The organism is Acidovorax sp. FW305-C-20-28 (genome assembly GCF_058783375.1).
The window spans coordinates 26,467-51,387 of the sequence record NZ_JBYSYM010000033.1 but is presented as its reverse complement, the minus strand read 5'-3'; the positions used below and the strand labels follow the sequence as shown (position 1 = coordinate 51,387).

Genomic DNA, 24,921 nt, shown 5'->3' with positions numbered 1-24,921 from the left:
GCGTGCGGTGCGGCTCAGCGCAGGGCCGCCCACTGCTGCAGATCCTGCGCCGTGACCTGGCCCATTTTACGGTGCAGCACCCGCCCCTCCCCGCCCAGGACCACGGTAAAGGGCAGGCCCCCCGTGAGGTTTCCCAGCGAGCGCCCCAGGTCCGTGCCCTGCATGCCCGCCAGCCCGACCGGGAAGGCGAGCGGCAGCTTGGCCAGGAACTTGCGCACAGAAGACGGCTGATCGATGGCCAGTGCCACCACCTGCCAGCCTTTGGGCGCCTGTTCACGGTAGAAGGCATTGAGCATGGGCAGCTCTTCCACACACGGGGCACACCAGGTAGCCCAGAAGTTGATGAGCAGCGGCTTGCCCAGGTAGGGCTTCAAGGGCAGTGCCGCGCCCTCCGGGGTTTCGAACTCCATGGCCCACAGGGCCTTCTCGGCCTCGCTTTCCATCGCATGCGGCTGGAATTTCCACCAGGCCACCCCCGCCCCCGCCACGGCGGCTGCCCCCGCCACACCGGCATACAGCCAGCGGCGGCGTGCCGCATCCGGGGGCGCAGACGCTGCGGAGGGGGATGCAGGCGGGGAGGTCTCGGACGAAGGCGAATTCATGGAGCAGGGGTTTCCGTGTCTTGGAGCAGGCGGCGCACGGCCGTGATGTCGCCGCGGGGCGTGCGCCCCTTGGAATCGGGTTTCAAGGCCCCACGCAGGTCATCCAGGTCATACACCAGCAGGTGGACGCCGATCATCTCATTGAGTTCAGGCGACTTGCTGCCCAGGCTCAGGGCCTCGACCGACTCGCCATGGAATCCCGTGACCGTGCGCGGCTCATAGTCCACATGGTGGTCGATGAGCGCAATTTCGGCCGACTTGGAGTCATCGCAGAACAATTGCAGGTAAATATCCGACAGGCGCGTGGCCGTGCCGTGCCAGACCGCGCCTGCCAGGTGGGGCCGGAAGGCCGCCATGCGCTCCATCCACACCAGCGCCAGCTGGCGCAGGGCGCGCAGTTCGCGCGGCTGGGTGTCGGCGCAGAAGAGCGCGATGTACTCGCGCACGGCATCCTCCACCTCGTCATTGCCGGGCAGCGGCGTGCGGGCGGACAGGCCCATGTCGCGCACGGCGCGGCGCTTGGCGGGGCCCCACTCCATCCCTTCCTCGACGACGATGCGGGCGGTGGCTTGGGCGATTTCGGCACTGAGGTCGGAGGTCATGGCACACACCGGGCAGGCAATGGGAACTCCATTGTGGCGCGAACGCGTGCGCGGTGTGGCCTGCATTCCCCCACAGCATGGCAGAGCACAGGGCCATTTGCACACCACGCTATTCAAACAATAGCAATCCAATGCACCGGACTGCCAACGCAGACCTGCAGACCGGGAACCTTAGAATCATCGCCCATGCATATTCACATACTGGGCATCTGCGGCACCTTCATGGGCGGCCTGGCTGCCTTGGCCCGCGAAGCGGGCCACCGGGTCACCGGCTGCGACGCGGGCGTCTACCCGCCCATGAGCGACCAGTTGCGCGCCCTGGGCATCGAGCTGATCGAGGGCTATGGCACGGACCAGCTGGACCTTGCGCCCGATGTGTTCGTGGTCGGCAATGTGGTCAGCCGGGCGCGCCTGCCCGACGGGAGCCCCAAGTACCCCTTGATGGAAGCCATCCTCGATGCGGGCGCCCCCTATACCAGCGGCCCCCAGTGGCTGGCCGAGCAGGTGCTGCAGGGCCGCCATGTGCTGGCCGTGGCCGGCACGCACGGCAAGACCACCACCACCTCGATGCTGGCCTGGATCCTGGAGAGCGCAGGCCAGCAGCCCGGTTTCCTGATCGGTGGCGTGCCACTGAACTTCGGTCTCTCGGCCCGCCTGGGCGCCGCCGCCCGGCCGCATGCGGCCGACGGCCCCCTGGGCGCGAGCCCGCTGTTCGTGATCGAGGCCGACGAGTACGACACGGCCTTTTTCGACAAGCGCAGCAAGTTCGTGCACTACCGCCCCCGCACGGCCGTGCTCAACAACCTGGAGTTCGATCACGCCGACATCTTCGACGATCTGGCCGCGATCGAGCGCCAATTCCACCACCTGGTGCGCACCGTGCCGCCTTCGGGCCGCGTGGTGGTCAACGGGCTGGAGGAAAGCCTGGCGCGCGTGCTGCATGCCGGCTGCTGGAGCAGCGTGAGCAGCTTCGGCGCGGCCGTGGGTGATTTTGCGGCCCTGGGCGAGCCCCAGGCCTTCGATGTGCTGCACCAGGGCCGCGCCGTGGCGCGCGTGGAGTGGGCGCTGACCGGCGTGCACAACCAGCTCAATGCGCTGGCCGCCATCGCCGCCGCCCAGCACGTGGGCGTGGCGCCCGAGCAGGCGGCACGGGCGCTGGGGAGCTTTCAGAACGTCAAGCGCCGCATGGAACTGCGCGGCACGGTCAACGGCGTGGCCGTGTACGACGATTTCGCCCACCACCCGACCGCGCTGCGCACCACGCTCGATGGCCTGCGCCGCACCCTGCCGGCCGGCGCGCGCATCCTCGCGGTGTTCGAGCCGCGCAGCAACACCATGAAGCTGGGCGCCATGAAAAGCCAGCTGCCCTGGGCACTGGAGTCGGCTGACCTGGCCTTTTGCCACACGGCCGGGCTGGACTGGGATGCCCCCGAAGCCCTCGCCCCCCTGGGCGTCGGCCCGGGCCAGCGCGCCCAGACCGCCCCCGACATCGACACCCTGGTGGCCCAGGTCAGCGCCGCGGCACGCCCCGGCGACCACATCGTGTGCATGAGCAACGGCGGCTTCGGCGGCGTGCATGCGCGCCTGCTGCAGGCGCTGGCGCGGTCGTAATTAGAAGGTTACAGCCATTGCGGGGACATCGACCCGAACGACCGGCCGGGCCAGCGCCGCACTGGCGGCGCGCGCGAAATCGCGCGACCACTGCACGTCGCCCATCAGCGGGCTGCCCGCAGCCTGGGCCACAACGAGCACCTTGTCGGCCAGCAGCACCTTGCCGCTGGCACGCAGGGGCTCGCAGTCCAGGCGGGTGAACTGCTCGTCGAGCCAGCGGCGCCCTTCCTCATGGGCCATAGGCTCGGCGCTTGCGAGATCGAAGCGGAATTCCTGGTTGCCCGCCAGACGGACGGAGACTTCGCTGTGCATGGGGTGCCTTTCTTTTTCTGCAGGATGCAAGCCCCCGGCGACCGCCAGAGGCCATGCCAGGAGCTTACACGCAGCAGCTAAAACACGCCCTCAGCGCGAACGGCGGGCCTGCACGGCGGCCGACAGGTCGGCCAGCGACTGCAGCGAATCGTCCCAGCCCAGGCAGGCATCGGTGATGCTCAGGCCGTAGGCCAGTGCCGAGGCATCGTCCTTGCCGGGCGTGAACTTCTGGGCGCCGGCCGACAGGTGGCTTTCGATCATCAGGCCGAACACGCTGCGCGAACCACCGGCGATCTGGCCGGCCACGTCGCGCGCCACGTCCATCTGCTTTTGGTGCTGCTTGCTGCTGTTGGCATGGCTGCAGTCCACCATCAGCGTGGCGGGCAGCTTGGCGGCTTCGAGGTCCTTGCAGGCCGCGGCCACGCTGTCGGCGTCGTAATTGGGGGCCTTGCCACCGCGCAGGATGACGTGGCAGTCCTTGTTGCCATTGGTGTTGACGATGGCGACCTGGCCGTTCTTGTGCACCGACAGGAAGTGGTGGCCGCGGCTGGCCGACTGGATGGCGTCGGTGGCGATGCGGATGTTGCCGTCCGTGCCGTTCTTGAAGCCGATGGGGGCCGACAGGCCCGAGGCCAGTTCGCGGTGCACCTGGCTTTCGGTGGTGCGCGCGCCGATGGCGCCCCAGGAGATCAAATCGCCGATGTACTGGGGCGAGATCACGTCCAGGAACTCGCTGCCCGCGGGCATGCCCAGGCGGTTGATGTCGATCAGCAGCTGGCGCGCGATGCGCAGGCCTTCGTCGATGCGGTAGGTCTCATCGAGGTAGGGGTCGTTGATCAGGCCCTTCCAGCCCACCGTGGTGCGGGGCTTCTCGAAGTACACGCGCATCACGATCTCCAGCGTGTCCTTGTACTGCTCGCGCGCCACCTTGAGGCGGCGCGCGTACTCGAGCGCGGCCACCGGGTCGTGGATGGAGCAGGGGCCGATGACCACCAGCAGGCGATCGTCCTCGCCGGCCATGATGTTGTGGATGTTCTTGCGGGTCTGGGTGATCAGCGATTCCACCGGCGTGCCGCTGATGGGGAAAAAGCGGATCAGGTGTTCGGGAGGGGGCAACACGGTGATGTCCTTGATACGTTCGTCGTCGGTCTGGCTGGTTTTCTCGACGCTGCGGTACCAGGCATCGCTGGTGGGGTTGGAATGGGCCGTCATGTTGTCTTCCTCGTGGGCTGCAAAGTGGATGGATGGAAAAAGGGAGGGCAGAAAAACAAAAACCGCCGGGCTTTGCAGCGTCGGCGGTTGGTATGGGGAGGTTGTGTGTGCTTGCGCGTTCGCCTCTCATCCGCCGGGGACTGAGATAAAAAACCAAAAATAAAACGCGCTGCGAACTTGCATGGCAATCAATGTAGCACAGTCTTGCCGCATTGCAACAACCCCCGTGCGTTGCGAAGTTGCAACGCCACAGCGGTCTGCCAGGCGATCCAGGGGCGGCAGCGGGGCCGAAAAGCGCAGCCGAAAAATCAGCTGCGCAGACGGCGCAGCCAGGCAGCCGCGCGCTGCAAGGCCGAGCGCGGGGGCGGCGGCTCGCTGGGCAGTTCGCTCACCGGCTCGCTCTGGTGCTCGTACATGTCCACCAGCAGCAAGGCCTCGCCCAGCGTGCGCCAGGCGAGCAGCTCGAACTGGTCGAAGCAGGCGCTTTCGCGCGTGTGGCGCTGCTCCAGCGCCTGCTGCCAGGCGGTGATGGCCTGGCGCAATTCCCGCAGGGCGCGCTGGTAGGCACCGAACTCGTAGAGCGCATGCCAGGCCGAGCCCAGGCCGGTGAGGAACAGCTGGTGCTCGCGCGCGCAGTGCGACAAACCCACCACGCGGCGCGTGATGGCCACCGTGTCGGTGCTGGTGCGGCGCGTGCGCACCGCCTCGTCGATGTGGTTGGACAGCCCGCTCAGGCTGTCGCGCAGCAGGCGCGAATCCTCATCGGCCACGCTCTCGCGCAGAAAGCGGCTGATGTCGCCAAACGACTGGAGGGTGTGCTGCAGACTGGGGCGCGTGGCCGTCATGGATGGCATTGTGCGCCGCCCAGGCCCTGTGCGGCTACGGGCAAGCCCCAGGCACGCCAATTGGCGGGTGAAGACCGGCCAATTGCGGGCAATGGATGGCGGGGGTGGTGCAGCCACGCAACAATTGGCAAGGCGGCCGTAAGACCTCCGGTGCCTCGCCTTCGCTTGCGCTAGGCATCGTTCAAAGCCTCTGAACCGGCGCGGCCCAGGCCAGCGCCCCCGCGCAAGGGCCGCCCCGCCGCGCTGGGGGCGTCCCCCTCCCGACTCGCGCAGCGAGTCGAGAGAGGGGTGAAGGCGCGAAGCGACTCAGGGGGTGCTTAAGCTGTCCCGCCGACCGTCAGGCCTTCGATGCGCAGCGTGGGCTGGCCCACGCCCACGGGCACGCTCTGGCCTTCCTTGCCGCAGGTGCCCACGCCGCTATCGAGGCGCATGTCGTTGCCGATCAGGGTCACCTTCTTGAGCGACTCGGGGCCGCTGCCGATGATGGTCGCGCCCTTCACGGGGTACTGGATCTTGCCGTTCTCGACCCAGTAGGCTTCGCTGGCCGAGAACACGAACTTGCCCGAGGTGATGTCCACCTGGCCACCACCGAAGTTGGAGGCATACAGCCCCTTCTTGATGCTGGCGATGATCTCCTCTGGATCCTTGTCGCCGCCCAGCATGTAGGTGTTGGTCATGCGCGGCATGGGGATGTGAGCATAGCTCTCGCGCCGGCCGTTGCCGGTGGGCGCCACGCCCATCAGGCGTGCGTTCATGGAATCCTGGATGTAGCCCTTGAGGATGCCGTCCTCGATCAGCACATTGCGCTGGCTGGCATTGCCCTCGTCGTCGACGTTGAGCGAACCGCGGCGGTCGGCGATGGTGCCGTCGTCCAGCACGGTGACGCCCTTGGCCGCCACGCGCTGGCCCACCCGGCCGCTGAAGGCCGACGAGCCCTTGCGGTTGAAATCGCCTTCGAGCCCGTGGCCGATGGCCTCGTGCAGCAGGATGCCGGGCCAGCCCGAACCGAGCACCACCGTCATCTCGCCTGCGGGGGCCGGGCGCGACTCCAGGTTGACCAGGGCGGCATGCACGGCCTCGTCCACGTACTTGCCCATCTGCTCGTCGTCGAAGTAGGCCAGGCCGAAGCGACCACCGCCGCCGGCCGAGCCCATTTCGCGGCGGCCGTTCTGCTCGGCGATCACCGTGACCGACAGGCGCACCAGCGGGCGCACGTCGGCCGCCAGCGTGCCGTCGGCCCGGGCGATCAGCACCACGTCGTATTCGCTGGCCAGGCCGGCCATGACCTGGGCCACGCGCGGGTCCTTGGCGCGGGCGCGCTTTTCCAGGCGTTCGAGCAAGGCCACCTTGGCCGTGCTGTCCAGCGAGGCGATGGGGTCCACGCCGGGGTAGAGGCTGCGGCTGGTGGCGATCTTCTGGCCGGGTACCTTCACGCGGCCCGCCTGTGCGGCCGCGCCGATGGTGCGCACCGTGCGCGCGGCATCGAGCAGCGAGGCCTCGGAGATGTCGTCGGAGTAGGCAAATGCCGTCTTCTCGCCGCTCACGGCACGCACGCCCACACCCTGGTCGATGCTGAAGGAACCGGTCTTGACGATGCCCTCCTCCAGGCTCCAGCCTTCGCTGCGCGTGTACTGGAAGTACAGGTCCGCATCGTCCACCTGGTGCGTGCGGATCTCGGCCAGCGCACGGGCCAGGTGGCCCTCATCCAGGCCAAAGGGGGCCAGCAGCAGTTGCCGGGCAACGTCGATGCGCTGGGTGGTGGACGCACGCTGCGGCGCGGCGGTAGAGGAGCTGAAGGTCATGCGGGCATTTTAGGCGCGCATGCAGGCCCCGTCCGGCACAGGGGCAACAAGGCCCTGGCGGGGTTCAGGCGCTCTGGTCGTCGGCCACGGCACCGGGGGCGTTGGCCTTGACCGACTCGATCCCCGCCTCGCGCGCCTTCTCGCCCGAATAGCGCTGGCTCTGGCCGATGACCTGGCCGTTGCCGGCCTTGAGGGTGAAGTAGGGCGAGCCGTCCTTGGCGCACAGGCGGCCGTAGCGGCCGTCATCGGATGCGTTCTTGCGCACGGATTCGATGCCATTCAGGGCACTGGCGCGGGATTCGTACAACTCGCTGGTGAGGATCACCTGGCCATTGGCGGCCAGCAGGTTGAAGACGAACTTGTCGTTCCTGGACTTCTTGAGCTCGAACTTGGACGCCATGGAAGCACCTCCCTGGGGTTGTCGAAAAGCCGGTAGTCCGGCATTTGTAACCCCAAGCGCGCGCCGTGACAATGGCAGCTACCCCGCGCTCAGCCCGCCTGCAGGGCGGGCGGCGCGTCCTTGGGGTCGGCCCTCTGGGCGCGCGCCACCGACATCAGGATGCCCAGCGCCAGCCCCAGCGTGACCATGGCCGTGCCGCCATAGCTCACGAAGGGCAGCGGCACCCCCACCACGGGCAGGATGCCGCTGACCATGCCCATGTTCACGAAGGCATAGGTGAAGAAGATCATGGACACGGCGCCCGCCATCAGGCGCCCGAACAGGCTGGTGGCGCCCACGGCAATGGCCAGCCCGCGCCAGACCAGCAGCAGGAAGCAGGTGATCAGGAACAGGTTGCCCGCGAGGCCGAACTCCTCGGAATAGGCGGCAAAGATGAAGTCGGTGGTGCGCTCGGGAATGAACTCCAGGTGGGTCTGGGTGCCGGCCATGAAGCCCTTGCCGAACATGCCGCCCGAGCCGATGGCGATCATGCCCTGGATGATGTGAAAGCCCTTGCCCAGCGGGTCGCGCGTGGGGTCCAGCAGGGTGCAGATGCGCTGCTGCTGGTAGTCGTGCAGCACCGGCCAGCGCACGCCGTCGGCGCACCAGGGGTCGCCCATGACCACCAGGATGGCGATGCCGATGCCGCCGATCAGCACCGGCGGCAGCACCAGCTTCCAGGGCAGGCCGGCAAAGAAGATCACCGACAGGCCGGCCGCCAGCACCAGCAGCGAGGTGCCCAGGTCGGGCTGCTTCATGATCAGGCCCACCGGAATCGCCAGCAGCAGCCCGGCCGCCGCGAAATCGAGCGGCCGCAGAGCACCCTCGCGCTTCTGGAACCACCAGGCCAGCATCAGCGGCATGGCGATCTTGAGGATTTCGCTGGGCTGGATGACGATGCCCAGGTTCACCCAGCGCTGCGCGCCCTTCTTGGTGATGCCGAACAACGCCACCGCGATCAGCAGCGCCACCCCCGCGGCGTACAGCGGCACGGCGAACACCATGATCTTCTGGGGCGGCACCTGGGCCACCACGAACAGGATGGCACAGGCGATCAGCATGTTGCGCCCATGGTCCATGAAGCGCGTGCCATGGTCGTAGCCCGAGGAATACATGGCCAGCAGGCCCGCACTGGCGAGCAGCAGAATGATCAGCACCAGCGGCAGGTCGAAGCCCCGGAACAGGGGGAGGAAGCGCTGGGCAAAGGAGGGCTTGTCAAAAACGGCGGCCATCCCCCGATTATCGGGGGCCGGCCGCCATGGCCGCCGGCAAAAGCACCTCAACCCGCCTGGCGGAAGGCCATCACGGCCTGGTTGCGCAGGGTGCGCAGCAGGCCCAGGGCCTTGTCGTCCACCACGATGCCGCCGGCCACCGACTGGTCGGCATAGATCAGTGCGAAGGTCTGGCCCTTGATCTGCAGGGGCAGCAGCAGGAAGGACGGGGCGTTGAGCCCGTCGCGGTACCACTCGGGCAGGCGTGCCTGCATGCGCGGATCGGTGGCATCGTTGATCAGCGTGTCGGCGGCACGCAGGCAGACGGCGGCGAACAGGTCGCCGGGTACCTTGAGGGGCACCCGCATCGCCCGCACGGCGGCCTCGCTGCCCTCGCCCAGGCCAAAGCGGCCCACCAGTGTCTCGGTGCGGGCATCGCGCAGGCAGAACACCATGCGCCGAAACCCCAGCGCCCGGAACATGGTCTCCAGGATCATGCGCAGCACATCGTTGAGGGCAAAGGTGTCCACCATGGCGTTGGTGACGTCCTGCACCCCCGCCGCCAGCACCTCGTTGACCTGGGCCACGGAGACACCGCCACCGGCCTGCGAGGCCAGCACCGCCGGCAGCGGCGGCGCCTCCCCCGCGCCCAGCTCATGGGGCGCGAGCGCGTCGTCCGGCGCGGCGGCCGCTCCCTCCTCGCTCACCCGGGGCAACTGCAGCAGACGGGCGGCGGGCGTGCCGGGCGGCACCCGCAGCTCCAGGGTTTCGGCCAGCGACACCAGCTTGTGGCGCGCGCGCAGCGTGGCCTCGCCAATGGCCGCGGGCGCCAGGGCCAGGGTGCGGCTGTAGCGGGTGCCCACGCCCTGCAGGCGCTCTTCGAGCCGGGCGGGCTCGCTGTGCAGCAGCATGTCGGCCACCTCGTTGGCGGCCAGCGCCACCCAGCGCAGGCGTTCCGGGCCCTGCTCGGGCGGGCGCGCCGTGGGCGAACCCAGGGGCTTGCGCATGCAGCGCTGCAGGCTCTCGGGCAAGCCCCAGACACGGGCCACGCCGGTGCCCAGGTCCTCGAAACCCAGGCCCAGCACCTGCATGGCGGCGGCCTCTTCCCCACCCTCGAGCCGGCCTGCGGCCACCAGGCGGCGCACCTGATCGGCCTCTTCGGGGAAGTAGAAGCTGCACAGCATGCGCCCCAGGTTCTGGAACATGGCGCCGATGAAGGCCTCCTCGGCGCCCTGCCCGGGCCCGCACAGCTCGGCTGCCACCGAGCCGGCCATCATGGAGCGCAGGAACTCCTCGCGCATCTGCTCGGCATGGGCCTTGTCCTGCATGTGGTCGAGCAGCACCAGGCTCAGGGCCATGTTGCGCACGGCATTGAAGCCCACCAGGCTGACCGCGCGCGAGACCGTGCTGATGGTTCCGCGCCCCGCATGGGCATAGTGCACGCTGTTGACCAGGCGCAGCAGCTTGTGGGTGAGCGCCACGTCCTTGAGGATCTCGTGCGTGAGGTCGCTGATGCTGTCGTCCTCGGAATGCGCCACGCGCTGGATGCGGGTCACCGAGTCGGACAGGGCCGGAAAATCGCTCTTGTGGCGCATGCGCCGCAGCAGGAAGTCGAGCGTGGCATTGCTGGCGGCCGTTGGCGCGCTCACGGGCGCCGCCCAGGCGCGCAGGGCATCGCGCAGCTCGGTCACGCCGGAGAACGGGGCCGCGCCGTCCTGGCCCAGGGCGCGCTGCAGCAGGGTGCGCAAGCCTTCGTCCAGGGCGCCCACGAGCACCGCAGGCAAGGCGCGCCCCGCCTCGGCAGCCCCGACCCAGGGGCTGCCGGTGAGCAGATGCACCAGCACCTGGGCGGCCGAGCGCAGGTCGTCGGCCGCGCTGGCCTCGGTGTCCCCGTCGCCGAACGCCGGGGCATGCCAGCCCAGGCCCAGCAGGCGGGCGTGGCGCTGCGGGTCCATGGCGACATGCTCCAGGTCCACCCGGCCATGCACCAGGCCGGCCCCGTGCACGGCCTCCAGCGCATCGAGCACATCCACCAGCAGCGCCACGGCATCGTGTGGCGTGCAGCGGCCCTGGCGCGCCAGGTGCTCGGCCAGCGTCGGGCCCGGGGCCGTCTCGTGCACGATGTAGGGCTGGCGCGCGAGGACGTCGGCCTCCAGCACCGGCACGAGGAAGGCATGGCCCAGCCGGGTGGCCTGCTCGGCGGCCTGCAGCCAACGCTCGAGCGCCGCTGCCGCATGCGGCGGCGCCACCGCCCACTGCCGCAGGGTGACCGGCCGCTTGCCGCGCCGGTCCAGCGCCCGCCACTGGGTGAAAAGCCCGTTGGCCACCAGCGCCTGCTGCAGCTCGAACCGTCCTTGCGGCGCAGGCACCCGGTCTCCGACCACCCAGGCAGAGCGGCGGGCGGGGGAAGGCGGGGCAAAATCGGTCATGGTCGGGCGAATCAGGGCGGTGTGGTGCTGCACACAGCAACATACACTTTGCAACATCTTATGCCTGTGCAAGGCCTGGCAAGGCAGTGATTCCCCTGCCCCCCACCCCTGTTACGCCTTTTCCCGGCCGCCGTTTCCATGAACCGCACCACGCACCTCCTGTACCTGCACGGTTTCCGCTCCTCTCCCCAGTCGGCCAAGGCGCGGCAGATGGCCGCCCATGTGGCGGCCGAGCACCCCGGGGTGCATTTCTGGTGCCCGCAGCTGCCGCCCTCGCCCCGCGAGGCCATGGCCCTGGTGGCCAGCACGGTGGCGCACTGGCCCCGGGCCACGAGTGCGGTGGTGGGTTCCTCGCTGGGCGGCTTCTATGCCAGCTGGGTGGCGCAGCAGCTTGCCTGCCCGAGCGTGCTGCTCAACCCCGCCGTGGACCCGGCGCGCGACCTGGCGCGCTACATCGGCGAACAGACCAGCTGGCACGACCCGGCGGAGCGCTTTTTCTTCCGGCCCGAGTACATCGCCGAGCTGCAGGCCCTGGATGTGCGCGGCCTGCCGCCCGCGGCCCCCGAGCTGGCCATCATCGCCCAGGGCGACGAGGTGCTGGACTGGCGCGAAATGGTGGCGCGCTACCCGGCCGCGCAACAGCGGGTGCTCGAAGGCGGCGACCATGCGCTCACGGGTTTCGAGGTGCACCTGCCCCTGGTGGGCTCATTCCTGCGGCTTTGATGCGGCTGCGGACGAGGCTGGCGCCTTGTTCAGCCAGCGCGCGTGGTCCTTGGGGTAGGCGATGCGGTAGCGGCGCAGTTGGTAGGCGGCCTCGTCATCCCGGCCGAGCATGATGGCGCTGTCGATGCGCCGCTCGATGACCCGGGGCTCGGGCGAGTAGTGCAGCAGCTGGCCGGACAGGTCGAACACCTGCTGCGCCGTGGCGGGGGTGAGCGCGATGGAGGGCAGGAGGGCGAAGTCCACCTGGTCCTGGAACAGCAGGGAGGGCGCCGTCGTGGCCGGCGCCATGTCCCGGTACAAGGGGTCGCGCTTCTCGGGCACCCGGTAGAGCTGGCTGATGCGGTGGTAGTCGTGTGCCACCCAGGCCAGGAACAAGGCCCCCGCCACCAGCACGATGCCCGCCGCCCCCAGCGCTGCCGTGGAGGGCGCGCGCGGAACACGGCGGCGCGGCCACAGCAGGGCCAGCGCGCCCAGGGCCGCCAGCTGGAACGGCCCGTACCAGAGCGGAAACTCCAGCATGCTGTGGGCGCCGATCAGGGCCAGGATGCCCCAGGCCAGCTGGCGCAAGGGGTCGGTCTCGCTCCAGGGCCGCGCCCGCAGGATCAAGGCCAGCGCCGCACCGCACAGCAGCACGGCGGCCGGCAGGCCCAGTTCCACCGCCAGGTGCAAGGGCAGGTTGTGGGCATTGTCCAGCAGCACGCAAAAGCGCTCGCCGGGGAACAGGGTGGTGTAGTGGGCGTAGTCGAGCTCGTTCCAGCCCCAGCCCGTCCAGGGCTTCTGCGCGATCAGGGTGAGCACGTTGGACCAGAGCACGCGGCGGCTGGTGCACTGGTGGGAGTCGCCCGAGAAGCGGTTGAACAGGCCCTCGGCCTGCACGCCGCTGAAGCTGTGCAGCGCCAGCGGCAGCAACCAGGCCGCCGCGATGTAGAGCACCACCCCACCCAGCGCCACGGACAGCGCCATGCGCCCGAGCGAGCGGCGCCACCACAGCAGCAGCACCACGATGACCAGCCACTGCACGGCGCCGGTGCGCGAAGACGTGGCGGCGCTGGCCAGGGCCAGCACGGTCAAGGCCATGCCGAAAGCCAGGCCCACCAGGCTCTCGGCACGGGGCGGCCGCCGGTCGGCCACCCCTTCCGCGCGGGCCTGCCATTGCGCCACCGACCAGGCCAACGCCCAGGCCCCCAAGGCCACCAGCGTGGCCTGCTGGTTGCGCTGGCGCAGGTTGCCCACGGCCTGGCCGGGGGTGGAGGCATTGATCCAGGGCGCCAGGCCCACATCGCCCCCGAAATACTGCACCAGGCAGACCAGGCTGCCCACGACCGCGGCCAGCAGCAGCCCCAGCGCCAGCCGGGTCGCCATGGTGCGGCCACCGTCGCACAGCCCTGGGTGGCGGCGCGAGCGCAGCGCGCGCTGCCAGGCCAGCGCCGCCAGCAGCAGCATGCATGTCCACGAGGCCAGCAACGGCCAGACGTTGGTGGACGGGGGCGTGGTGATGGAGAACAGAAAGGGCAGGGCCACTGCCAGCAAAGTCAGCGGTGCGGCAATGGCATCGATCGGCATCGGGAAGGCGGGCGCGGGAGCGGGTTGTGCGGCAAGGGAAGCCGCGAATCATAGAGCCCCGCCCGGTGGCGCGCCGGCTCTGAGGCGCACCACCCCGGGGACCCGGGGGCGCAAGCCCTTATATTCCCCCCTATTGACGCTCCCCCGCAGCGCCCACCCCGGCCGCACCACCGACATGACCCAGCCGCAGCGCACCGCCTTCCCGCCCGCCCTTCGCCCGCGGGGCTTCACCATGATCGAGATGATGATGGTGGTTGCCGTCGTCGCCGTGCTGGCCCTGATGGCCCTGCCCTCCTACCAGGATCGGATGCTGCGCACCCAGGTCAAGGAGGGCCGGGAGATGGTGGAATTCGTCAAGCAGGCGGTGGCCGCCCACTACGCGCTCAAGAAAGCCATGCCCGCCGACAATGCCGCTGCCGGCCTGCCGCCCGAGGACCGCATCGTGGGCACCAACGTGGCCAAGGTCACCGTGGCGGGCGGCGCCGTGAACATCGTCTACGGCAACAAGGCCAACAAGGCCATCGCGGGCAAGGTCCTGACCCTGCGGCCGGCCATCGTCACCGACTTTCCGCAGGTGCCCATTGCCTGGGTCTGCGGCAAGGCCAAGGTGCCGGACAAGATGACCGTCCAGGGCAAGGATGCCACCAGCCTTCCGGCCATTGCCACCCCCGTGGATTGCCTGGGCCCGGCAAAGTCCTGAGGCTTCGGCCAGGGACGCAGGGCGCCCCATGGGACAATGCCGCCCATGCATGCATTGTTTGAAGAAGCCGGCAAGTTCATGGCCGGCCGTATCCTGTCGGAAGCCGAGAGTTCGGCCCAGGTCGAGCTCGACTCGGGCAAGCGGGTCAAGGTCAAGGCCGCCAACGTCCTGTTGAAGTTCGAGAAGCCCGCCCCGGCCGAGCTGGTGGCCCAGGCACAGGCCGTGGCCGAAACCATCGAGCTGGACCTGGCCTGGGAATTCGCGCCCGAGGACGATTTCGGCTTTGCCGACCTGGCGCGCGACTATTTCTCCGAAAACGCCACGCTGGTCCAGCAGGCCGGCGCCCTGTTCCGCCTGTACGAGGCACCGCACTACTTCCGCCGCGCGGGCAAGGGCCGCTTCAAGAAGGCACCGGCCGAGATCCTGCAGCAGGCGCTGGCCGCCATCGAGAAGAAAAAGGCCGTGCTGGCCCAGATCGACGAATGGGCTGCGGCCCTGGGCCGGGGCGAATGCCCCCAACCCATCCGCGAGCAGCTCTACAAGATTCTGTTCAAGCCCGACAAGAACGCGCCCGAATACAAGGCCGTGGTCGAGGCCAGCCGCGCCACGCACACCGCCCCGCTGGACCTGCTGCAAAAGGCCGGCGCCATCGACTCGGCCTACCAGTTCCACTGGAAGCGCTTCCTGTTCGAGAACTTCCCCAAGGGCACGGGCTTTCCCAACCTGGCCGCGCCCCAGCCGCCCGAGGACCTGCCCCTGGCGAATGTGCAGGCCTATTCCATCGACGATTCGCAGACCACGGAAATCGACGATGCGCTGTCGGTCCAGGGCCTGGGCACGGGCACCGTGGTGCTGGGCATCCACATCGCGGCGCCCGGCCTGGCCGTGCAGCCGGGCAGCGCCATCGACCAGGTGGGCCGCACCCGCCTGTCCACGGTCTACATGCCGGGCTACAAGATCACCATGCTGCCCGACGAGGTGGTGCAGATTTACACCCTGGACGAAGGCCGCGCCAACCCGGCGGTGTCGCTGTACGTGACCATCAACGAGGGCACGCTGGAGATCCTGTCCACCGAGACGCGCCTGGAGCGCGTGCCGGTGGCGGCCAACCTGCGCCACGACCAGCTCGACCACATCGTGACCGAGGCCTGGCTGACCGACCCCGGCGTGCAGGTGGAGGGCACGCCCGAGGAACTGGCGGTGCGCCGCGCCGAGCTGTCCTTCCTGTTCCGCCTGGCGCAAAGCCTCAAGGCCCAGCGCGAAATCGTGCGTGGCAAGCCCGAGAACTTCAACCGGCCGGACTACAACTTCCGCCTGGTGGGCAACGACCGCGGCGAGCCCAATGGATCGGAGCAGGTGCAGATCACCACGCGCCGCCGCGGCGCGCCGCTGGACCTGATCGTGGCCGAGGCCGCCATCGTGGCCAACAGCACCTGGGGCGCCTGGATGGCCGAGCTCGGCGTGCCCGGCATCTACCGCAGCCAGGCCAGCATGGCGCCGGGCGTAAAGGTGCGCATGGGCACCAAGGCGCTGCCGCATGCGGGCATCGGCGTGAAGTGCTACTCGTGGGCCACCTCGCCGCTGCGCCGCTACACCGACCTGGTGAACCAGTGGCAGATCATCGCCTGCGCGCGCCATGGCAAGACGGCCGCGCTGGCCGCGCCGTTCAAGCCCAAGGACGCCGACCTGTTCTCCATCATCAGCAGCTTCGACGCGGCCTACAGCGCCTACAACGGCTACCAGGCCGGCATGGAGCGCTTCTGGACGCTCAAGTACGTGCAGCAGCACGGCCTCACCGAGCTGACCGCCACGGTCTTCAAGGAAGGCCCGGGGGGCAGCTTCCTGGTGCGGGCGGACGACATTCCGCTGGTGTTCCCGGTGCTGGGCGCGCAGAACCTGCCGCGCGGCGCACGCCTGCGCGTGAAGCTCGGCGAGATCGACGAGATCACGCTGGACATCCACGGCACGGTGCTGGAGCGCCTGGACAGCGACGAAGCCGAAGCCGGTGCCGACGAGGCGGCGGAGGACGACGAGGACACCGTGGCCGGCCCGATCGCCATCGCGGTGGACGTGAATGAAGCCGACGCGCCTGCCAGCGCTGATAATCTGACGCCGTGAAACTGCCTGCCTTCCTCCGCACCTTCAGCACGCTGCAGCTCGCGCTCGGCATCTCGATTGCCGTGCATGCGGCGCTCATCACCGTGCGCTTCATCGACCCCGAGGGCTTCAACCGCGTGTTCCAGGACACGCCGCTCGAAGTCATCCTGGTCAATGCCAAGTCCAACGAGCGGCCGGAGAAGGCCCAGGCCATCGCCCAGTCCAACCTGGCCGGCGGCGGCGATGCGGAAAAAGGCCGGGCCACCAGCCCCCTGCCCTACTCGGCACTCACGGCCATGGGGGACGACCTCGAAGAAGCCCAGCGCAAGATGGACGCGATGCAGGAGCAGCAGACCCAGCTGCTCACGCAGCTGCGCAAGCAGCTGGCCAGCATGCCGCCCCCCGATCCGCGCAAACCCAGCCAGAGCGCCGAGCAGTCGGCGCAGGACGAAAAGCGCCGCCAACTCGTGAAGCTGCTGGCCGAGATCGAAAAGCGCATCAACGAAGAGAATTCGCGCCCCAAGAAGCGCTACATCAGCCCGGCCACGCGCGAAGAGGCCTACGCGATCTACTACGACGCACTGCGCCGCAAGGTCGAGGACAAGGGCACCGAAAACTTCCCCGAGCAGGCGGGCCGCAAGCTCTATGGCGAGCTGACGATGATCGTCACCGTCAACCACGATGGCCGCGTGCTTGAAACCGAGGTTGTGCAGGGTTCGGGCAATGCCACGCTGGACCGCCGGGCCGAGGCCATCGCGCGCGCCGCCGGCCCGTTCGGCACCTTCAACCAGGACATGCGCGCCAAGGCCGACCAGATCGCCATGGTGGCACGCTTTCGCTTCACCCGCGAACAGACCCTGGAAACCACTGTTCGTTGATCCCCGGCGCGACGCCCTGGCGGCAGCGCCCCACCCCTTGTAATGTTTGAGATGAGCCAAGCCACCGATCTGTACTGCGTGATGGGCAACCCGGTGGCGCACAGCCGCTCACCCGCCATCCATGCGCGCTTTGCCGAACTGACCGGCGAGGTGCTGGCCTACGAACGGCGCCTGGTCGCGCTGGATGGCTTTGCAGAGGGTGTGCGCGATTTCGCGGCCCAGGGCGGGCGCGGCTGCAATGTCACCGTGCCGTTCAAGACCGAGGCACCGCTGCTGGCCACGCACTGCAGCGAACGCGTGCAGCTCGCGGGCGCGGCCAACACCCTGGCCTTCCGGCCGGACGGCAGCATCCACTGCGACAACACCGATGGCCTGGGCCTGGTGGCCGATATCACGCGCAATGCCGGCGTGGCCCTGCAGGGCGCGAGCGTGCTGCTGGTCGGTGCCGGTGGTGCCGCGGCCGGCGTGCTGGGCCCGCTGCTGCAGGCCGGGGCATCCCAGGTCACCATCGCCAACCGCACCGTGGCCAAGGCCGAGGCGCTGGTGCAATCGCACCAGGTGCTGGCCGCCAGCCTGGGCGCGCAGTTGGCAGCGAGCAGCCTGGAGGGGGTGGTCGGCGCGTTCGACGTGGTCGTCAACGCCACGGCCAGCAGCCTGGCCGGCGACGCCGTGCCCGTGGCGGCCAGCGTGCTCCGCCCGGGCGGCCTGGCCTACGACATGATGTACGGCCCCGCGGCCCAGGGCTTCCTGGACTGGGCAGCCGCGCACGGCGCCGTGCCGCGCGATGGCCTGGGCATGCTGGTGGAGCAGGCGGCCGAGGCCTTCGCCTTCTGGCGCGGCGTGCGCCCCCCATCGGCCCAGGTGCTGGCCGAACTGCAGGCGCAGTTGGCGCTGCAGCCCCACTGATCCGCCCCGAGGAAACCACCACACCATGAAAGCCGTGCTGCGCTGGCTGGGCCTGCTGGTGTTCGCCTTCGTGGCGCTGCAGCTGTTCTTCGTGTTGCGCATCGCGGCCATGGTGGTGGTCAACCCCGAATCGACAAGCTTCCAGCGCTCCGAAGCCTGGGTGCAGGTGGCCGCCAGCGGCAAGGTGCGCTGGCGCCAGGAATGGGTGCCCTATGGCACGATCTCGGAGCACCTCAAGCGCGCCGTGATCGCCTCCGAGGACGACGGCTTTGCCAACCACGACGGCGTGGACTGGGCCGCCATCGAGAAGGCCTGGGAGCGCAATGCCAAGGCCGAGGCCCAGGCCGCCAAGACCCAGGCCCGCGCCCCCGACCGCCCGCAGCGCGCCCCCAAGATCCGCGGCGGCTCCACCATCACCCAGCAGCTGGCCAAGAACCTGCTGCTCTCGGGCGAGCGCACGCTCTTGCGCAAGGGCCAGGAGTTCGTGCTCACGCTGCTGCTGGAGCAGCTGCTGAGCAAAGAGCGCATCCTGGAGATCTACCTCAACAGCGTGGAATGGGGCGAAGGCGTATTCGGCGCCGAGGCCGCGGCGCAGCACTACTTCCGCAAGAGCGCCAGCCGCCTGAGCTCGGGCGAAGCGGCCCGCCTGGCCGTGATGCTGCCGGCGCCCAAGCGCTTCGAGAAGACACCGGGGTCCGCCTACCTGGCGGGGCGCACGCGCACCATTCTGGCGCGCATGGGCAGCGCGGAATTGCCCTAGCTGCGCCGGCGCAGCCGCAGCGCGATGGGCTGCTGCGGCCGCAGGGTCACATGCAACTGGGGCTGCAGCGGCGCGGCCCCCTCGGGCACCTGCAGGGTGTAGCGCTGCAGCAGCATGGCCGCCAGCAGCTGCATCTCCAGCATCGCGAAATGCTGGCCGATGCACACGCGCGGGCCCAGGCCGAAGGGCATGAACGCGCCACGCGGCAGCTCGGGCGCGCCCTCCAGAAAGCGCGCGGGCCGAAAGCACCCGGGCTCGGCGAACCAGCGCGCGTCGCGGTGCAGCACCCAGGGCGTGATGCGCAGCAGCGCGCCCCGCGGCACGGCCACGCCACCCAGGGTGATGGGCGCCGTGGTGCGCCGGCTCATCACGGCGGCCACGGGCGGGTACAGGCGCATGGCCTCCTTGAGCGTGGCGGTGAGCCAGGGCAGTTGCGCCATGTCCTGCGGGCCCGGCACGCGGCCCTGCAGCGCCGCATCCACCTCGGCCTGTGCGCGCTGCGCGGCTTCGGGGTGCCCGGCCATGAGCCGGCTCCACCACAAGAGGGCCGTGGCGCTGGTCTCGTGCCCGGCCTGGAAGCTGACCATGCACTGGTCGAACACCTCCTGCGCCGACAGGGCTTCGCCCGTGGCCTCGTCGCGCAGGTCCAGCAGCATCTGCAGCAGATCGGTGCGCGGCGCCGACTCGCGTGCCTGTGCATGCCGCTGGTCGATGTGGCGCTGCACCAGCGCGCGCAGCAGTCTCAGCGCGCGGCGCTTGGCGGCCTTGCCCGGCAGAGGCAGCCAGTCGGGCAGGGAGAAGGGCATGAACATGTCCGAGAACGCCGTGGCCGACAGGACCTGGGTGGCCCAGGCGGCATCGCGTGCATCGTCCTGTGCCGACTCCCCGAACAGGGTGCGCAGGATCACGTCCATCGCCACGCCCGACCACAACCCGTCCATGGCCACCAGCGCTTCGCGCTGGCCCGGGGGAACGGCGCCATCGAGTGCGCGGCAGGCGGCATCGGCCATCAGTTGGGCGTAGCCCGCCACCCGCCGGGGTGTGAAGGCCGGCATCAGCATGCGGCGCTGGCGCTGCCAGGTGGCGTGCTCGGTCACCAGCACGCTCTGGCCGAAGGCCTGCTCGAAGACTTCGATGCCGCGCTCCCAGCGCACCAGGTGCTCGGCATGGGTGACCAGGGCTTCGCGCACCAGCTCGGGCGAGAGCAGGTCCCAGGCATCCTCGTAGCCCAGGCGCATGCGGGTGAGGTCGCCATGCTCGCGCTGCAGCCGGGTGACGAAGCCCAGGTAGTCAGCACGCATCTGGCGCAGCAGCGGCAGGCCCCACCAGCGCGACACCGGGCCCGAGGGCTGAGGGACCGCAGGGGCAACAGCGTGTGCAGGATCGGTGGAGAGCATCGTGTTCATGCCGGCATGGTGGTACGGCCCGCCCCCCGCGTATTGAACGATTGCGACATGGCCGCTGGCCTACACTCGCGCCCCATGGCCTTCCTCGCTGCCTCTCCCACCCGGCACCCCGAAGGGCTGATCCCCTCGGGCCAGCTGTGGCTGCCGCATGCCAGCCTGTCGGCCTGCCTGCGCGCCACCATCGTGCGCAGCACGCTGGGCCATGCGCTCAGCGATGCCGAGCGCATCAACCGCTTTCCCGCCACGCCGCTGTGCAGCCTGAGCTGGTGGTTCACCGGCCGCAGCGAGCGCCTGGTGCCCGGGCGGCCCGACACCATGCCGGGCCTGGACAGCCCGCGCGAGCCCTACGCGGGGCGCTGGGTGCTGGCAGGCCCGCAAACCCGGCCCTCGACCAGCTGGTGCCCCGAGCCCACGCACGCCATGATGGTGATGTTCATGCCCGATGCACTGCACCTGCTCACCGGCCTGGCCCCCGAGGACCTGACCGACCGCACGGTGGACGCCGCCACGCTGCTGCCGCGTGACTGGCTGGCCATGTGCGAGACCGTGCAGCACCAGCCCGATGATGCGGCGCGCATGGAGTGCCTGGAGCAGTTTCTGCTGCCGCGCTGGCAGGCCTGCCGGCCCGGCGCGGCCACGGCATCGCAGCGCTACGGCGACTGGGCGGCCCACCTGGCGCAGCGCGCGGCCCTGTCGGGCCCCGGCCGCAGCCTGCGCCAGCTGGAGCGGCGCATCAAGCGCTGGGCCGGCCTGCCGCTGCGCGAACTGCGTGGCTTCGGCCGCGCCGAGCAGGCCTTCTTCGACACCATCGCGGCGGACGCGGCCGCATCGCCCGTGCGCTGGGCCGAGGTGGCCGCGGGCGCGGGTTTCTCGGACCAATCGCACATGTGCCGCGTCACGCGGCGCATCACGGGCTATGCGCCGCAGGCGCTGTACGAGGGCATCCGCAGCGACGAGGCCTTCTGGGCCTACCGCATCTGGGTGTAAGCCACCCGGTGTGCCTCGGTCGGCAGCGGCACCTCCCAGCGCAGCAGCATCTCCAGCAGGCGCTTGTTGGGCAGCGAGCTGTCGCGCCGCTGGTTGCGCGCCAGCAACTGGGCGCGCGGCTGCTCCAGGTACACGATCTCCACCTCGGCGTGGTAGGCAAAGCACAGGTCCAGCGTCTTGGAGCGCATCTGGTCGGACAGGTGCGTGGCGTTCCACACGAAGGGCGCATGCGCGCGCAGCAGGGCCTTGGCCTGGTCCACCGCATGGTGGGCCACCAGGCCTTCGTTCTTGCCGTGGCGCAGGCCCAGCTGGGCGCGCGCATCGTCGAACGACACCACGGGCAGCCGCGGGTGGTGGGTGGCGACCCAGGTGTCCTTGCCCGAGGCCGGCAGGCCGCACATCACCACCACGCGCGAGCCCGGCTCCTGGTGCAGCGCATAGTCGGGGTGCACATTGGCGCCGCGGAAGTAGCTGAGCGCCGTGTGCGCGTCGGCAAAGGCGCGCGGCTGGCCATAACAGCCCTCCTCGCGCGCCAGCTCGCGGAACAGCTCGATGGCGTCCAGCGTGCGCTGCGGGTCGGGGCAGATGCGCCCGCGCATGTCCGCCTCGGCCAGCATCGCCAGCAGGCGCAGGTCCACCTGCCAGGACAGCTGGCGCACGGTGAACTCGGGTGACACGCCCTTGCGCGAGGTCTCCAGCGCGAAGAAGGGCACCTGGTGCACTCCGATGAGGCGGCAGATCGCCTCGCGCACGGCCAGCGGCGCGCCTGCATCCCACAGTGCGATGCGTGCGTCGATGGCGCCCTTGCGCGAGTGGCCGGGCTGCGATATGCGGCCCGTGGCCTCGTCCACCACGGTGGTGCTGCACTTGGCCACGTCGTGCAACAGCGCGGCGAGGAACACGACCTCCTGGTCGGCCCGCGCCAGCGCCGCATAGTCCGCGCTGTCCAGCAGGCAGCGCAGCACCATGACGGTGTGGGTCCACACATCCCCTTCCGCATGGAACACGGGGTCCTGCGGCGTCGTTGCGGCCAGCCGCAACTGCGGGAAGGCCTCCAGGCAGGCGGCCAGATCGGGCGTGCCGCCTGCGGCAGGGACCAGGCCCTGCACGTCTTTCCATTGGAACATCGTCATGAAATTCTCCTTGGGCGGGACCAGGCCCGCCATGGGGTTCAGAGCCGGCCGCCGCCCGCGATGGGCCAGCGCTTGTCGACCTCGGGGGCGAACAGGTCCACACCGGCGCGCAGGCGGTTGGGAACCACCGGGCGCTCGCTGTGGTGCGACTGCGAATCCAGGATGGTCTGGATGAAGTCCGGCCGCACAAGCTTGAAGCGCCCCACGGTGCGGCCGCCCTCCTCCACCTTGATGTACAGGCCCTCGGCCAGCTCGGACCGGTCGGTCTGCTGCCAGCACAGGGCCAGGTCCAGCCCCTGGCGCACGACCTCGCTCTCAAACGCCGTGCGCCACTGCGCGGTGCGCGCGAGCGAGGGGCCCACCAGGGCCTGCAGCGCCTGCATGCGCGGCGGCGCGAGGCCGGCATAGAGCACCGGCACCGAGACCACGGGCACGCCGGCCAGCAGCGCATGGCGCGCGGGCGTGTCGAGGAACACCTCTGCCTGGCGGTCCCAGATATCAAACTCGCAGAACAGGTGCGGCAGCGCGTCGTAGTAGACCGAGTGCTTGGCGTGCATGAACTCGCCGTACACCACGTAGCGGTCTTCCAGCACCTCAAGCAGCCGGCTTTCGTGCGCGCGAGCCCACTGCTTGAACAGGTTGAACTGGCGCTCGCGCCCGCCCAGGCGGTCCACGTCGAGGTAGTGGCCGCGCGACTGCAGCAGCAATTGGCCCGCGGCGTCGAAGCTCAGGCCGGCGTTGGCGGCGTCGAGCTTTTCCTCCACCACCAGGGTCTTGCCCAGCAGTTCGGCATAGGGCACGGGCTCGCCCTTGTCGCCGGGCTGGTAGCGGGAGCCCTGCAGGTGGGGCGTACGGGGGTATTTCGCGAGTTCGCGGTTGTGCAAAAAGGATGGTTGCGTCATGGAAGTCTCCGGCAGGCAGGGAACCAGGCAGCAAAAGCCTGGGACAGGGGCCGAAGACGACGCAGGTGGTCAGCGCAGGACCGGAGATGGCGAGATCAAGCCGGGAGCTTCAGAAACCCGCGCCGATGGGGCGGCGGCAGGGGAACGCTCTGGCTTGTCTGCAGGCCCACACGAGCGGCATAACCCGGGGCTTGAGGCCGCGGGCTTCGTGTGGCGTGTCGTTCAGCAGGAACGGGGGGTGCGGGGCATGTGGGTCTCGCAAAGGTGAGGTTTTTGGAAGAGGGCGAATGCTACGGGCTCGCGCCCGCGTTTTCAAGCGCCGTGGGGCGCCATGGCGTTTTCCCGCCACAGCGGGCCTTCACGGCTTGCCGGCGTCGCAGGGGCCCAGCCGCTGCATGCGGACCTCGGCGCGCACGTCGCTCGCACCCGGCGCCCGGTCTTCCAGGGCCAGGCGGCTGTGGGAGACGATGCGCTCTGCCGAGACTTCGACAGACACCCGCATCTGCGCCTTGCGGCCATCTCTCTCCCGGCACTGCAGGTTCCAGGAGGCCGTGGCGCCGGACTGCGCTTCGTCCGACACCGTGCAACTGCTGCCGTTCGATTCGTACGAGGCCTTGCTCGCTGCCGCGCCGAGGAAGGGCAGCTTGCGCAGCTCGGCCTCGGACATGCAACGCTGCTGCGCGGGCTCGGCCCAGGGCTTTGGCTCGCCCGTCACGGGATCTGCCAGGAAGGCCGTGAAGCGGCGCTCCCAGAGCCCTGGCACCGGCTGCGCCGCGGCCGGCCCCACCAACAGCGCAAGCAGTGCGAGGACGAGGGGCCGCTGAAGGGTGGTCATGGATGGAGGGGGTGGAAGGTCGGTGCACCCAGCATACCGCGCCCGCGGCTCACAGGGCCTTGGCCGCCTGGTGCAGGCAGTCGATGAACAGCCGGGCGGCCGGGGTGAGGGCCTGGCGGTCGCGGATCACCACGCAGACGCGGGCGGCCGGCAGGGGCTCGGCGACCGCGAGCGCCACCAGCCCGCGGCTGGCGCCCGCGTCCAGGAACAGGCGCGAGGAGACCACGCCGACGGCATCGGTGGTGCGCAGCAGCGACAGGGCGATCGAGACGGAGTGGCAGTAGATGATGTCGCGCGGCGGTGGCGTCTGGCACTGCGCGAACAGCAGGTCCAGGACCTCCATGCCATAGCCCGGCGCCAGCCACAGCGCCTGGGCCAGCTCGGCGATGGAGCGCGCACCCGCCAGCGGATGCCCGGTGCACACGGCCAGCACCGCGGGGATGGAAAAGAGCGGCTCCCGCTCCAGGGCGTCCTGGTGCGGCACATCGGCCTGCGCGAGCACGGCGAAGTCGTACTCCCCCTCCTTCCAGCCATCCAGGCGGGTGGGCCAGGTCATTTCGCGCAGCTCCAGCACCACATCGGGGCGCTGCGCGCGGAAGTCGGTCAGGGCCTGCGGCAGCACGCTGCTGGCGGCCGCACTCAGGGCAATGCGCAGCCGCCCGCCCAGGCCCCCGCCCATCTGTTCGAGCTCCGCCTGGGCGCTCTGCGCCTCGTGCAGGATGCGCTGGGTGCGCAGCAGCAGGGCTTCGCCGGGCGCGGTCAGGCGCACGCCCTTGGTGCTGCGCACGAACAGATCGACGCCCAGGCCCTGCTCCAGCTCGCGCACGGCGTGCGTGACGGCCGGCTGGGTCAGGCCCAGCCGGCGCGCCGCGGCGCGGATGCCGCCGCTCTCCGCCACGGACCGGAAGACGCCCAGTTGGCGCAGATTAAATCGGATCGGGGAATCGGTCGCCATACCACTCCAGT

The 24,921-nt window shown here is 69.7% G+C and carries 23 protein-coding genes; 8 read left to right on the top strand and 15 right to left on the bottom strand.

Translation table 11 applies throughout. The features are described from left to right. Positions 1-14: 14 nt before the first annotated feature. Both AC3WOH_RS28435 and AC3WOH_RS28430 read right to left on the bottom strand, forming a co-directional pair. Positions 15-602, bottom strand: coding sequence for a TlpA family protein disulfide reductase (locus tag AC3WOH_RS28435; protein ID WP_492232664.1), 588 nt, complete (start codon positions 600-602; stop codon positions 15-17). Further along, positions 599-1,204 (bottom strand): hypothetical protein, encoded by a 606-nt coding sequence (locus tag AC3WOH_RS28430; protein WP_184857337.1) that lies wholly within the window; start codon positions 1,202-1,204, stop codon positions 599-601. The genes AC3WOH_RS28435 and AC3WOH_RS28430 overlap by 4 nt, the downstream gene beginning before the upstream one ends. 186 nt (positions 1,205-1,390) lie before the next feature. Between AC3WOH_RS28430 and mpl the strand changes: the two genes are divergently transcribed. Continuing rightward, positions 1,391-2,815 (top strand): UDP-N-acetylmuramate:L-alanyl-gamma-D-glutamyl-meso-diaminopimelate ligase, encoded by a 1,425-nt coding sequence (gene mpl / locus AC3WOH_RS28425; protein ID WP_492232663.1) that lies wholly within the window; start codon positions 1,391-1,393, stop codon positions 2,813-2,815. On the opposite strand, the gene AC3WOH_RS28420 is transcribed toward mpl, so the two are convergent. The 7 genes from AC3WOH_RS28420 to AC3WOH_RS28390 all read right to left on the bottom strand — a co-directional run bounded on the left by AC3WOH_RS28420 (position 2,816) and on the right by AC3WOH_RS28390 (position 11,065). Then, positions 2,816-3,127, bottom strand: coding sequence for a hypothetical protein (locus AC3WOH_RS28420; protein ID WP_492232662.1), 312 nt, complete (start codon positions 3,125-3,127; stop codon positions 2,816-2,818). It abuts the gene before it with no gap. Between the two features lie 90 nt (positions 3,128-3,217). Further along, positions 3,218-4,339, bottom strand: a complete 1,122-nt coding sequence (locus AC3WOH_RS28415) for a 3-deoxy-7-phosphoheptulonate synthase (protein ID WP_184857331.1) — start codon at positions 4,337-4,339, stop codon at positions 3,218-3,220. A gap of 308 nt (positions 4,340-4,647) precedes the next feature. Then, positions 4,648-5,184: a hypothetical protein gene (locus AC3WOH_RS28410; RefSeq protein WP_492232661.1), complete on the bottom strand. Its 537-nt coding sequence runs from the start codon at positions 5,182-5,184 to the stop codon at positions 4,648-4,650. A gap of 317 nt (positions 5,185-5,501) precedes the next feature. Beyond that, on the bottom strand, positions 5,502-6,986 hold the full coding sequence (gene tldD / locus AC3WOH_RS28405) for a metalloprotease TldD (protein ID WP_492232660.1): 1,485 nt from the start codon (positions 6,984-6,986) through the stop codon (positions 5,502-5,504). A 64-nt stretch (positions 6,987-7,050) separates the two neighbouring features. Beyond that, a complete protein-coding gene (locus AC3WOH_RS28400) occupies positions 7,051-7,386 on the bottom strand; it encodes a YegP family protein (protein WP_492232659.1) in 336 nt (111 codons plus the stop codon). A gap of 89 nt (positions 7,387-7,475) precedes the next feature. Then, entirely contained in the window at positions 7,476-8,657 is a 1,182-nt protein-coding gene (rodA, locus tag AC3WOH_RS28395; RefSeq protein ID WP_492232658.1) for a rod shape-determining protein RodA, read from the bottom strand. A gap of 47 nt (positions 8,658-8,704) precedes the next feature. Beyond that, positions 8,705-11,065 carry an HDOD domain-containing protein gene (locus AC3WOH_RS28390; protein WP_492232657.1) on the bottom strand — a complete coding sequence of 787 codons (2,361 nt, stop codon included), beginning with the start codon at positions 11,063-11,065 and terminating at the stop codon, positions 8,705-8,707. 138 nt (positions 11,066-11,203) lie between these two features. Between AC3WOH_RS28390 and AC3WOH_RS28385 the strand changes: the two genes are divergently transcribed. Next, positions 11,204-11,788 carry a YqiA/YcfP family alpha/beta fold hydrolase gene (locus AC3WOH_RS28385; RefSeq protein WP_492232656.1) on the top strand — a complete coding sequence of 195 codons (585 nt, stop codon included), beginning with the start codon at positions 11,204-11,206 and terminating at the stop codon, positions 11,786-11,788. Here the strand turns inward: AC3WOH_RS28385 and AC3WOH_RS28380 are convergent. Further along, positions 11,771-13,351, bottom strand: a complete 1,581-nt coding sequence (locus tag AC3WOH_RS28380; RefSeq protein ID WP_492232655.1) for a Wzy polymerase domain-containing protein — start codon at positions 13,349-13,351, stop codon at positions 11,771-11,773. The two genes, AC3WOH_RS28385 and AC3WOH_RS28380, sit on opposite strands and share 18 nt — an antisense overlap. Before the next feature lie 133 nt (positions 13,352-13,484). Here AC3WOH_RS28380 and AC3WOH_RS28375 point away from each other — a divergent pair, with 133 nt between their 5' ends. Genes AC3WOH_RS28375 through mtgA form a run of 5 tightly spaced genes read left to right on the top strand, consistent with a single transcriptional unit; the run spans position 13,485 to position 18,692 of the window. Then, positions 13,485-14,051: a pilin gene (locus AC3WOH_RS28375; protein WP_492232654.1), complete on the top strand. Its 567-nt coding sequence runs from the start codon at positions 13,485-13,487 to the stop codon at positions 14,049-14,051. A 45-nt stretch (positions 14,052-14,096) separates the two neighbouring features. After that, positions 14,097-16,169: a ribonuclease catalytic domain-containing protein gene (locus AC3WOH_RS28370; protein WP_492232653.1), complete on the top strand. Its 2,073-nt coding sequence runs from the start codon at positions 14,097-14,099 to the stop codon at positions 16,167-16,169. Next, on the top strand, positions 16,166-17,026 hold the full coding sequence (locus tag AC3WOH_RS28365) for an energy transducer TonB (protein WP_492232652.1): 861 nt from the start codon (positions 16,166-16,168) through the stop codon (positions 17,024-17,026). Before AC3WOH_RS28370 ends, AC3WOH_RS28365 begins: the two co-directional genes overlap by 4 nt. 51 nt (positions 17,027-17,077) lie before the next feature. Then, positions 17,078-17,932: a shikimate dehydrogenase gene (gene aroE / locus AC3WOH_RS28360; protein ID WP_492232651.1), complete on the top strand. Its 855-nt coding sequence runs from the start codon at positions 17,078-17,080 to the stop codon at positions 17,930-17,932. Between the two features lie 25 nt (positions 17,933-17,957). Next, positions 17,958-18,692 (top strand): monofunctional biosynthetic peptidoglycan transglycosylase, encoded by a 735-nt coding sequence (gene mtgA, locus AC3WOH_RS28355; protein WP_492232650.1) that lies wholly within the window; start codon positions 17,958-17,960, stop codon positions 18,690-18,692. On the opposite strand, the gene AC3WOH_RS28350 is transcribed toward mtgA, so the two are convergent. Beyond that, positions 18,689-20,098, bottom strand: coding sequence for a cytochrome P450 (locus tag AC3WOH_RS28350; protein ID WP_492232649.1), 1,410 nt, complete (start codon positions 20,096-20,098; stop codon positions 18,689-18,691). The genes mtgA and AC3WOH_RS28350 overlap by 4 nt on opposite strands. A 48-nt stretch (positions 20,099-20,146) precedes the next feature. Here AC3WOH_RS28350 and AC3WOH_RS28345 point away from each other — a divergent pair, with 48 nt between their 5' ends. Beyond that, positions 20,147-21,085 carry an AraC family transcriptional regulator gene (locus tag AC3WOH_RS28345; protein WP_492232648.1) on the top strand — a complete coding sequence of 313 codons (939 nt, stop codon included), beginning with the start codon at positions 20,147-20,149 and terminating at the stop codon, positions 21,083-21,085. Here AC3WOH_RS28345 and AC3WOH_RS28340 read toward each other — a convergent pair. The 4 genes from AC3WOH_RS28340 to AC3WOH_RS28325 all read right to left on the bottom strand — a co-directional run bounded on the left by AC3WOH_RS28340 (position 21,067) and on the right by AC3WOH_RS28325 (position 24,910). Beyond that, entirely contained in the window at positions 21,067-22,212 is a 1,146-nt protein-coding gene (locus tag AC3WOH_RS28340; protein WP_492232680.1) for an AAA family ATPase, read from the bottom strand. The two genes, AC3WOH_RS28345 and AC3WOH_RS28340, sit on opposite strands and share 19 nt — an antisense overlap. A 44-nt stretch (positions 22,213-22,256) precedes the next feature. Continuing rightward, on the bottom strand, positions 22,257-23,120 hold the full coding sequence (locus AC3WOH_RS28335) for an RNA ligase family protein (RefSeq protein ID WP_492232647.1): 864 nt from the start codon (positions 23,118-23,120) through the stop codon (positions 22,257-22,259). Positions 23,121-23,478: 358 nt separating this feature from the next. After that, positions 23,479-23,955, bottom strand: a complete 477-nt coding sequence (locus AC3WOH_RS28330) for a DUF3617 domain-containing protein (RefSeq protein WP_492232646.1) — start codon at positions 23,953-23,955, stop codon at positions 23,479-23,481. Positions 23,956-24,004: 49 nt separating this feature from the next. After that, positions 24,005-24,910, bottom strand: a complete 906-nt coding sequence (locus AC3WOH_RS28325; RefSeq protein ID WP_492232645.1) for a LysR family transcriptional regulator — start codon at positions 24,908-24,910, stop codon at positions 24,005-24,007. Between the last annotated feature and the right edge of the window lie 11 nt (positions 24,911-24,921).